This is a genomic window from Teichococcus deserti, from assembly GCF_001982615.1.
Lineage (GTDB): Bacteria > Pseudomonadota > Alphaproteobacteria > Acetobacterales > Acetobacteraceae > Pseudoroseomonas > Pseudoroseomonas deserti.
Genome location: NZ_MLCO01000429.1, coordinates 1 through 1008 on the forward strand (window position 1 = coordinate 1; position 1008 = coordinate 1008).

Consider the following 1008-nt stretch of genomic DNA (forward strand, 5'->3'; position numbering starts at 1 on the left):
ACCCTGTCGATCGCGGTCGGCGTCGGCGGCAGCGGCGGCGCCGGCGGCCAGGGCAGCACCGCGACGGTGGCCAATAGCGGCAGCATCCTGACCCGCGGCACCGATGCCATTGCGCTGTCGGTGCAGAGCATCGGCGGCGGCGGCGGCCGCGCCGGCAAGGGCGGCGCCACGGCCGGCGGGGTCACCGACCTGTCGAATGCCCAGGCACTCTACGACATCCTGGCCAGCGGCCTGAACCTCGGCCAGGGCGTCACCAAGATCGTCGACGGCGTGCTGCAGATCGGCCAGATCGGCGAGAACATCAAGGCGACGCTGGACGAGCTCGGCGCCATCTTCGGCCAGCCGCAGGCCGGCGAGGCGGACGCCGGCACCAGCCTGCAGATCAATGTCGGCGTCGCCATCGGCGGCAGCGGCGGCGCGGCCGGGGATGGCGGCGCGGCCGGCGCCAGCAACACCGGCGCCATCGCCACCTTCGGCGCGCAGTCGGACGGCATCTATGCCCAGAGCATAGGCGGCGGCGGCGGCAGCGGCGGCGCCGCCAGCTCCACCGCCGCGGCCAGCGACGACACGCCGGTGCAGACGGCGATCGGCGTCGGCGGCCGGGGCGGCGGCGGCGGCCATGGCGGGCCGGTCAGCGTGACCAACGGCGCCGGCGGCAGCATCGTCACCCAGGGCGTCGCCGCCTTCGGCATCCTGGCGCAGAGCGTCGGCGGCGGCGGCGGCGAGGGCGCGCTGGCCGGCACCGTCAGCGGATCCTTCAGGAGCCTGTCGGTCGGCGTCGGCGGCAATGGCGGGGTGGGCGGCGATGGCGGCGGCGTCACCGTCACCGCGGAAGCCGGCAGCAGCCTGGCCACCACCGGCAAGCATGGCATCGGCATCCTGGCGCAGAGCATCGGCGGCGGCGGCGGGCTGGTCCGCAGCATGACCACCGACCAGACCTTCGACCCGGCCAAGATCGCCAGCAACCCGCAGGGCCGCATTGGCGACCTACACGGGCTGGTGCTGCGC

1 pseudogene is annotated in these 1008 nt (G+C 75.4%); it reads left to right on the forward strand.

Annotated elements, in window-relative coordinates:
• Positions 1–1008 (forward strand): annotated as a pseudogene (locus tag BKE38_RS32550) (hypothetical protein); the annotation flags it as partial.